The sequence below is a fragment of the Propionispora vibrioides genome (assembly GCF_900110485.1).
GTDB classification, from domain to species: Bacteria; Bacillota; Negativicutes; order Propionisporales; family Propionisporaceae; genus Propionispora; species Propionispora vibrioides.
Genome location: NZ_FODY01000031.1, coordinates 42,064 through 50,974 on the forward strand (window position 1 = coordinate 42,064; position 8,911 = coordinate 50,974).

At 47.9% G+C, this 8,911-nt stretch carries 10 protein-coding genes; 2 read left to right on the forward strand and 8 right to left on the reverse strand.

Annotation, left to right across the window (positions count from 1 at the left end; genetic code table 11):
- Positions 1–465: 465 nt before the first annotated feature.
- The gene (gene gpmA / locus BMW43_RS18490; RefSeq protein ID WP_091751296.1) at positions 466–1,191 is read left to right on the forward strand and encodes a 2,3-diphosphoglycerate-dependent phosphoglycerate mutase; all 726 of its coding nucleotides are present in this window, start codon (positions 466–468) and stop codon (positions 1,189–1,191) included.
- A 75-nt stretch (positions 1,192–1,266) separates the two neighbouring features.
- Here the strand turns inward: gpmA and BMW43_RS18495 are convergent, their stop codons facing one another.
- From BMW43_RS18495 to nikR, 3 genes are read right to left on the reverse strand one after another with little or no spacing between them, the layout of a single operon-like run.
- Positions 1,267–1,593, reverse strand: coding sequence for a PDGLE domain-containing protein (locus BMW43_RS18495; protein ID WP_091751299.1), 327 nt, complete (start codon positions 1,591–1,593; stop codon positions 1,267–1,269).
- The gene (gene cbiM, locus BMW43_RS18500; RefSeq protein ID WP_091751302.1) at positions 1,586–2,296 is read right to left on the reverse strand and encodes a cobalt transporter CbiM; all 711 of its coding nucleotides are present in this window, start codon (positions 2,294–2,296) and stop codon (positions 1,586–1,588) included. The genes BMW43_RS18495 and cbiM overlap by 8 nt, the downstream gene beginning before the upstream one ends.
- A 34-nt stretch (positions 2,297–2,330) precedes the next feature.
- Positions 2,331–2,759: a nickel-responsive transcriptional regulator NikR gene (gene nikR / locus BMW43_RS18505; RefSeq protein WP_091751304.1), complete on the reverse strand. Its 429-nt coding sequence runs from the start codon at positions 2,757–2,759 to the stop codon at positions 2,331–2,333.
- A 139-nt stretch (positions 2,760–2,898) separates the two neighbouring features.
- On the opposite strand from nikR, the gene BMW43_RS18510 reads away from it, so the two are divergent.
- Complete coding sequence (locus BMW43_RS18510; RefSeq protein WP_091751307.1) at positions 2,899–4,131, forward strand: radical SAM/SPASM domain-containing protein; 1,233 nt, start codon at positions 2,899–2,901, stop codon at positions 4,129–4,131.
- 101 nt (positions 4,132–4,232) lie between these two features.
- On the opposite strand, the gene BMW43_RS18515 is transcribed toward BMW43_RS18510, so the two are convergent.
- The 5 genes from BMW43_RS18515 to BMW43_RS18535 form a co-directional block, all read right to left on the reverse strand.
- Positions 4,233–4,943: an amino acid ABC transporter permease gene (locus BMW43_RS18515; RefSeq protein WP_091751310.1), complete on the reverse strand. Its 711-nt coding sequence runs from the start codon at positions 4,941–4,943 to the stop codon at positions 4,233–4,235.
- 18 nt (positions 4,944–4,961) lie between these two features.
- Positions 4,962–5,666 carry an amino acid ABC transporter permease gene (locus BMW43_RS18520; RefSeq protein ID WP_091751313.1) on the reverse strand — a complete coding sequence of 235 codons (705 nt, stop codon included), beginning with the start codon at positions 5,664–5,666 and terminating at the stop codon, positions 4,962–4,964.
- A gap of 26 nt (positions 5,667–5,692) precedes the next feature.
- Positions 5,693–6,562 (reverse strand): transporter substrate-binding domain-containing protein, encoded by an 870-nt coding sequence (locus BMW43_RS18525; protein WP_439331458.1) that lies wholly within the window; start codon positions 6,560–6,562, stop codon positions 5,693–5,695.
- Positions 6,563–6,687: 125 nt separating this feature from the next.
- Positions 6,688–7,431: an amino acid ABC transporter ATP-binding protein gene (locus tag BMW43_RS18530; RefSeq protein ID WP_091751320.1), complete on the reverse strand. Its 744-nt coding sequence runs from the start codon at positions 7,429–7,431 to the stop codon at positions 6,688–6,690.
- Positions 7,432–7,473: 42 nt separating this feature from the next.
- Positions 7,474–8,475 (reverse strand): uroporphyrinogen decarboxylase family protein, encoded by a 1,002-nt coding sequence (locus BMW43_RS18535; RefSeq protein WP_091751323.1) that lies wholly within the window; start codon positions 8,473–8,475, stop codon positions 7,474–7,476.
- Positions 8,476–8,911 lie beyond the last annotated feature (436 nt).

Consider the following 8,911-nt stretch of genomic DNA (forward strand, 5'->3'; position numbering starts at 1 on the left):
TCCTCAAATACCACATTGGCATTCGCTACAACCGTCCCGCTTGTATTTCTTTCAAGCTGTAACCCTAAGGTGTCCAAAAACTACCCCTCCTCAAAATAATGGTAAAGATGACAATACGCTTGTTGTGTATTGCCGCAGCAAGAAAATCATATATAAAGTATTCGGTCCATATCATACTATGTGACTTTTCCTTACATGTTCCTGCCCGGGCCGGGGAACAGTACAATCCAGTGTTATTGCTATCGTCCCGAAACCTTGCTGCCTTTAAAAAGTCGGTTGATCATAATATCATATGAAACATTATGTAAATTTGTACCTTACCGCTAACAGTTATTGCCATATAGACGGCTCCATTCCTAGCAGTTCCTTGCCAGGCCGGTTTATAGCAAAAAGCGGCACAGTATAAAGGTAAAATTCACCTAATTATCGAATATGGTTAAAAAGATAGATTTGGAGGTGTTTACTATGTCAGAAGAGACCTCGATCGGTTACAGGTATAAAATTGTCTTTATCCGGCATGGCCAGAGTGAATGGAACCGCACTAATCGCTTTACCGGCTGGATGGATGTGGACTTGACGGAAGATGGAGTAGCGGAAGCCCGCCAGGCGGGAAAGCTATTACGTACGGCAAATTATCACTTCGACGCCGCCGTTACCTCCCGCTTGAAACGGGCCATTAAAACGATGCATTTTGTGCTGGAGGAAATGGACCAGCTTTGGATTCCCGAATATAAAAGCTGGCAGCTTAACGAACGCCATTATGGCGCGCTGCAAGGTCGCAATAAAGCCGAAACTGCCCAGCTTTTTGGCGATGAGCAGGTCAGAATCTGGCGGCGCAGTTATGACATAGCTCCACCGGCTCTGGAGAAGGAAGACACCATGTTTCCCGGCCATGACCCCCGTTATGCGGATATCCCGACGGAACAATTGCCGGCTACCGAATCACTGAAGGATACGGAAAAACGGGTTATCGCTTATTGGGAAGAAAGCCTGGTACCCAAAATCAAACAGGGTCTTTGTCTGCTGGTTGCCGCCCATGGCAACAGCCTGCGCGCCCTGGTTAAGCACATTGATCAGATTAGCGCCGACAAGATTATGTCGTTGGAGATCCCGACAGGTGTCCCACTGGTTTACGAGTTCACCGCCGATCTGAAACCGGTCCGTTCCTACTACCTGCAAGACACTAAATAAGAACCCTAATAACATAAATAAAAGAGATCGGGCTAAGCAGCTTGCGCTTCCCGATCTCCTTTTTATTTAGGCACTTTATACTTTACGGCGGTCTTTAGATTGCTGCACTAACGGCTTTACCAGCAGCAAGACAATACAATAACTCAGCAGTGAGCCAATAATGGCCGATAGCAGATAGCCGGCAATACCACCGGCCGTCCCCGTCCCTAAGGCTTCCAGGCTGTAATCCGGTAACCACGCGTTCCACAGGCCGCCCACCTTGGCTACTCCCTGCGGTACATAACCCAGCACGGCCTGCAGTTCCTCGCCACCCCACTCACCCCAGGCAGTTCCCTCGGCCAGCATGCCCAACGGCGTGAGCAGCATCATAGCCACTAGAAACCAAATGTACCGTTTAGCCATGTCCGGCCTCCTCCGGTGAACGGCCGGGCAGCCGGGTCAGCACAAAATGCGCCGAATCACGCAATATGTATTTTAACGCAAGACCGGTAACCGCGCCCTCAACAAAACCAGCCACCAGCAAATGGGCAAACAGCATGGCCGGCACAGCCACCGCTAAACCGTACGGGCAATATAGCGGCGTACCGTCGGGGGTATGAAACAGCATGGGCTGGACGCCGAATTCCAGGGAGGCCATGAACGCCGCCACATTGATCCCAATATAGCCGGCCGCCGAGGCTGCGAAAATCCGCCGGGCCGAATGCAACGCTGCGTTCCGGCTAAGTGCCATATAGACAAAATAACTGACAAAGGGCAGTACCACGGCCATATTAAACGCATTAGCCCCAAAGGCCAGAATCCCGCCGTCACCAAATACCAGCGCCTGGATAAACAACGCTACGCTTACGACAATGACCGCAATCCACGGGCCAAATACAATAGCCATCAGAGCAGCACCGGTAGCATGAGCAGTAGTTCCATCAGGAATCGGAACATTGAACATCATCACCAGAAAAACAAAGATAGCTCCCATTGCAATAAATGGGGCCTGAGCCGCCTCGACCGTTTCCTTCAGCTTCGCTGACGCCCTGTACCAAAAAGGCAACATGGCGGCGGTAAACACGGCACAGGTAGATGGACTTAAATACCCGTCAGGTATATGCATACAACTCCTCCTCATCTCATAAACATGCTAAGCCTTACTCGTGACTGTGCGGCTCTTCCGGCTCCAGGTGGGTAACCGACAGCTCCGCGTAAACAACCTGTTTTAAGACCTGGATGCTTTGCTGCAGTTCCTTCAATCGTTTAAGCACTCCCCGTACCACAATAATCTCAAGACACTGCTGTGCATTCAGATGAATATGCATAGTCGAAACAATCTCGTGATGGAAGCGGTGCTGCAGCTCGGTCAAACCGTCCGATAAATGATGATGATAGACCAGCACGATGGTCCCGGCTACCTGCTCATCCAAGCGAAGTTGATTAGGATCAATGAGCGCCTTCCTGACCAGATCACGCAGGGCCTCCGAACGGTTGTTATATCCCTGATGGGCGATTAACTTATCAAACTGCTCCACCAAATCCCGGTTCATGGAAACGCCAAAGCGCACCAATTCATTATCTTCCATGGCAATCCTCCAGTGTTACGTTTATTCCATATTGTAGCACGATATACCAGTCAAGTAAAGCCTCATAGCGTCCCTGGGGAACGTCGGTCATTTGCGACGCATATAATACGTCACAAAAACGGTAAGGGAGGAAGAGACTTTGTACTACCGCCTAAAGTCTCACTGCGCCCTGATAGAAGGGGCCGCCCGGGGGGCTATCTATGACTTTCGTTCAGGCAAAGTATTATCCGTTAACCGCGGCGCAGTCGAACTGTTGACAGCCTGCCAACAAGCGCCGCTGGACACACTGCTGGACCTGCAGGACCCCGCGGTCCGGCCATATCTGACCTTTCTGGACACACTCGCCCGCAGGAACCTGGGAAGCTATTACGCTCTGAATCCACCGGCTGCCGCTTCCCAGTCCGAGTACGTACCGGCAGCAACACTGGACTTCTTGTGGCTGGAAATCACCTCCTGCTGTAACAACCGCTGCCTTCACTGCTATACCGCCAGCAGTCCTGCCCTGCAGCAAGGCTGTGTACCTCACGAAAGATGGCTGTCGTTAATCAGCGAGGCCCGGGAGCAGGGAGCCACCGCCCTACAGTTGATTGGCGGTGAACCGTTGCTCTACCCTAAGTGGCGTGAACTGATCGGCAAGGCCGCGGAAGAAGCCTATGACTACATAGAAATTTTTACCAATGCCACACTCATTGATGAGGATTGTATCCGCTTTTTCAAGCACCATAACCTGTATCTGGCAACCACCATTTATGCAGCCTCTGCCGATATCCATGACAGGGTGACCGGCAACCAGGGCAGCTTTGACAAAACAATGACGGCCATTAAAAAAATACTGGCCGCCGGAATACCGCTGCGTATCGCGTCCATCCTGATGAAAGCCAATGAAACGGAAGCCCAAAATATTATACAGCTTTGCCGGGAGCTCGGTCTGCCGGACACAGTACCTGATGTCATCCGCCCCACAGGCCGCGGCGACGATGATGGACTGCTGCCCCGGCACTATCACCGTCCGCCGGTCAGACCGCCTTTTTATACTGACCGGGACAGCTTCCGGCTGGCCCACTTCAGCCATAGCTGCCTCTCGGGCAAAATCGCCATTACCGCGGACGGCGATGTTCTTCCCTGCATTTTTGCCCGTGACCGGATAGCCGGCAATATTTTAAACCGCCCGCTGCGGGAAGTGCTCTCCGGCGCTGTCCTGCAAGAAACCTGGAACACGACCAAGGATGCCATTATCAAATGCCGGGACTGCGAATACCGCTACGCCTGCAGCGACTGCCGGCCGCTTGCGCAAAGTACCGATCCGGATAAACGCTGGTGCGCGCCTTCCCCCTATTGTGACTATAACCCTTATACCGGTCAGTGGAACTGAGAAAGAAACGAAAAACAGGCGAGATACAAAAAAAACAGCTGCCTGTAAGGCAGCTCCGAATCAATCAACTCTCGGTTTTGACCAGAACCGGGGGTTTTATATTAATTATACTTTAACTGGCGAAACGCTCCCACCTGCTTTTCGGCAAAGCTAAACAACAGTTGAACAAGCGTGCATAATATCAAATAGACAACAAAAACATCCACATAGGCTTCAATATAATTATAGCCATACGATGCGGCTATTTTCCCTGTTGCCGTAATATCCTTAACAGTCATCAGAAAGGCCAGGGAAGTATTCTTAATCAGATTAACGGCAAGATTGCACAAATTAGGCAAGGCGGCTACCATAGCCTGGGGAATAATAATTCTCCGGTATACCTGGGGCAGCGTCATCCCCACTGACAGGCCTGCCTCGATTTGTCCTTCATTGACACTTAGCAGGGCCGAGCGAAATACCTCGGATAAAAGCGCTATCGTATTTAAAGTAAAAACGACGTAGGCATACCAAGCAGGATCAATTTCAAAAACATTAAAGGCCCACCCCAGGCTCTTAATCAGGTAATTTAATAAACTCGGCAGCAGACTGTATACGACCAGGATTTGCAGCACCATCGGCGTGCCCCTGATAAAAGATACGTAAACTCTGACTAGTTGTCTAAGTATGTTGACCTGATAGATTCTTATCAGTGCCATAAAAAAACTAACCGGTGCAGCCACAAGCAGGGAGACCAAAGTAATTTCCAAGGTAACCGGGATGCCTTTAAGAATGGCCGGAAAAGTTTGTACCATAAAATCATAATTCAATTCCATATCACTTTAGTCCCTCCTTTAAGCTGATCTCGTCTTTTTATAGCGTGACAATCTGCTTTCCAGCCCAAACAGCGCTTTTTCAAATAAGATCGCCATGCCCCAATAGATAGCCGACAGGGCAAGGTATATTTCCAAAGCATATGATCCGTAATTTCGGGCTATGATCAAATTACCGGCCCCCAGTAAATCAATCAGCCCGATCGTGTAAGCCAGTGCACCTTCTTTCAACAGCGTAATAAAGGAATTGGTGAAGTTAGGAAGCGCGATGATGGTTCCCTGGGGCAGTACAATCCGATAAAACGCCTGAAGGGGTGTCAGGCCTACGCTGACAGCCGCTTCATACTGTCCCTTATCAATGGCCAGATAAGCAGAACGGATGACTTCGGATATGGAGGCGGCAAAAAGCAGTGTAAAAGTAATGATCACAAAAAACATTTTGTTAAACTCGTTAATATCGTAGTCGAAAACTTCCAGAAAGAATTTAGGCAGACCATAAAAAACAATGAACAACAAAATGACCGCCGGCGTGCAACGTATTACACAGGTATATCCATCGCCCAACAGGCGATAAAGCCTGCGGCTGCTTAATTTAGCAGCCGCAAGCACAAAGCCGAATAAGGTGCCTAACACGACCGAGCCTACAACGACCGCCAACGTCACCCATAGGTACGGCAATAAATCGGGTATCACTTCGATGATAAATAGTGGGTCAAACGGTCTCATTCAATAATTCCCCCGTCCCTAACTATTTATTTTTTCACTAGCTGTAAAAGATCTTCGCCAAAATATTTTTGTTCCAGCTCTTTAATTTTGCCCGACTGCGTCAATTGTTCAATGGCCTTATCATAAGCATCGGCAAACTCCTGATCTTTCTTATTAAAGATCGGATAGGTAGGAATGGCGTTATAACGGACGTAAGCCAACTGATCGTTAAATTTATGATACGTGCCTTTGTCATTAACCACATTATTTTTATAGGCTAATTCTATATCAAAAAAGGCGTCATACCGGCCTTCCAAAACCCAGGTATAGGCGTCGGCTACCTGGAAGCTTTCTGAAGGCAGTAATTTGATCGGCGTATCCGGATGCTTTTTGTTATAATCTTCGACCACGGCATACTGGGCGTTTTGCGGTGCTATCGGGACTAATTTGCCGCCGATTTTAGCGAAACTATCCATATCTTTAATTTTATCGGCATCGCTTTTGCGGAAGGTCAAACCAATCACACTGGCGGCAATATTATTTTTTGGGAAAATAAACTTGGTCTTACGGGCCTCGGTCTGCCATACCCCTTTAATCCCCACATCGTATTTGCCCGATTCCACACCAATCAGCAGATCGTCATCCGAAGTCGGCTCAAACTTAAACTGATATTGAGGAAGCAATTTTTCCACTTCCTTCATGACCTGCACTTCAAAGCCATCCGGTTCGCCAGCCTGATTTACAAAATCATAAGGCACATAATAGTTAGTAAAAGCGACTCTCACCACTTTTTTCTCGGTGGTGTTGGCTTCACTATTGGCTTTTTTATCGGTGCCATTCCCGCAGCCTACGCTGACCGTCAGCATGGCAAGCATACTGATAATACCCAACGTTTTCCATATCTTTCGCATTACAATCTCCTCACAGTTTTCATAATTTCTAGCAATTCCCTGTTGCCAGTTACGTCCTTAGTACCCCGCCAACTTTAAAACGGGAAGATAGCGGCGAGGCAAAATTTCTGCTTTCAAGGTTGCTGGGGCAATCAGGCTGTTGATTTCAGTATTCTGCTTAAGAAGCTTTTAGTCCGTTCAACCTTAGGCTTGAAGAATATCTGCTCCGGAGGACCTTCTTCAATAATGTTGCCGCCCTCCATAAAAATCACGTGATTAGCGACCTCGCGGGCAAACTGCATTTCGTGGGTCGCCACAATCATGGTCATTCCTTCTCTTGCCATATTCTTCATAACTTCCAAAACATCACCGACTAATTCAGGGTCCAGGGAAGCTGTCGGCTCATCAAACAAAATCACCTCAGGCTGTACGGCCAGGGCCCGGGCAATGCCCACTCGCTGCTGCTGGCCGCCTGATAGCTGACTGGGGTAATACTGATACCGGTCAGACAAGCCCACCCTATCCAGCATCGCTTTGCCAATCTCAATAGCCTGGTTTTTCGGGACGCCCCGGCCAATAATCAAGCCTTCCGTAACATTTTCCAAAGCGGTTTTATTATTGAACAAGTTATAATTTTGAAACACAAAGGCTGTCTTTTTTCTCACGTTTCTCTTATCGGTAGCAGACACCTTGTTTAGTTGCAGGCGCAAATCATCAAAAATCATCTCCCCGCTGCTTGCCTGCTCCAAAAAGTTAATGCACCGCAGCAAGGTCGTTTTGCCTGAGCCGCTTGGTCCCAGGATAACGACCACGTCTCCTTTTTCTACCGCAATATCGATCCCCTTTAACACGGGATTGCCATTAAAATCCTTGTGTATACCGGTAAGCCTTAACATGTATCATCCCTCCCCATCATCGACAACTCAGGAGCTTCCCTATTATAAAGCTGCCGCTTTATCGCGTACCCAATGTAGTCTCTTGACGTCTATATCGTCAGGCACCGTGCAATCGGCGCCGATAATCAAGCCGGTCTTCCCTGCGTTCCTGACAATTTCTTCTGTGGCTAATTCAATCTCTTTCTTAGTTCCCCGGTAAAGCACACCGTTTTTGGTATTATCAAAGCCGCCAATAATCGCTTTCCCGCCAAAAATCTTCTTGCCTTCGGCCAGATTAATCCTTTCCACGTTGGCGGCATAATTAATGGCTTTGGCTTCATAATCCTTATACCAGGTAAGGTCATTCCGGGTTCCCTCATAGCCGCAAATGTGCAAAATGTTGTTCTCGCTGACCTCGTTGGCGGCGGCCAATATTTTTCTTTCGGCCGGCGCAACCACTTCCTCATAGATTTCACGCGTAACTTCCGGTCTGGGTATATTTTGCACACTAAGGTATATGCCGTCGGCCTTTCCGTCTCTAATGACCCGTCTGGCCAGAGCCGCCAAATCCTCGGATATAACATCAAGGACATGTTGTAAAGCAGCTTTGTCCTCCCTGAGCAATTTCACGAAATTTCCATTGGCATCGCCGGCGCTATGCATAAATTCAAGATACCGCGGCGCAGCAAAAATATTATAAAAAAGAAGTACCTCACTGCCAAAAGCGCTCGTAGCCTGCTTTACCAGGTCTACCTGTTCTTCTATCCACGGAGCATTTTCGCCTAGCGGTTTAATCCCTTCAACCGCTTTGACTGACGCTATATTAAATAACGCTTTATTGGGGTAAGCAAAAAAACCGTCACTCATAATCTTGACCAGATCCGGCTGAAAATCCTGATAAAAACGTTTGAGGCCCGCTATGTTTTCTGCAACCACTGCAGGCTGCCCCAATCCTTCAGCATGCTCCGGATCAGCCAAAAAATGATACCAAAAACCTACCGGGACCCGATCTGCCGGCTCATTGTTAAAAGCAGCTAATACTAATTGTTTTTTTGTTTGTGACATATCCGCACTCCCCTATCTTTTTTCTCCCGGGTATTGATTATTTTTCTACTCGACATCCTCTTTTGACCAAAAATAAAAAAGGCCAAGCACAAGATTTCCTGTGCTTAGCCTTCAATCATTTGATCAGCTAATCAAATTATTCCATGTATTTAATTTATGCTTATAATATACGATGAAAAAAATATTGTCAATATATCAAGAAAATTTTTGCTAAATAAATTACAGAAGCACAACTTACTAAACTCAAGAGAGGTCTTCCAATTTATTCTATGCTTCGTATATTACATTTTGCTACAAATCGTCGGTCGAGTAGAGGCGGAACTCACATTCCAGCCCCCCTCACGGAACCGGACTTGCCCTATTAAGGCATCCGGCTCTTCATAGCAGCATTTACTTACGTTTAGCCATAGATATTCACATAGATTCTCGCTTTTGC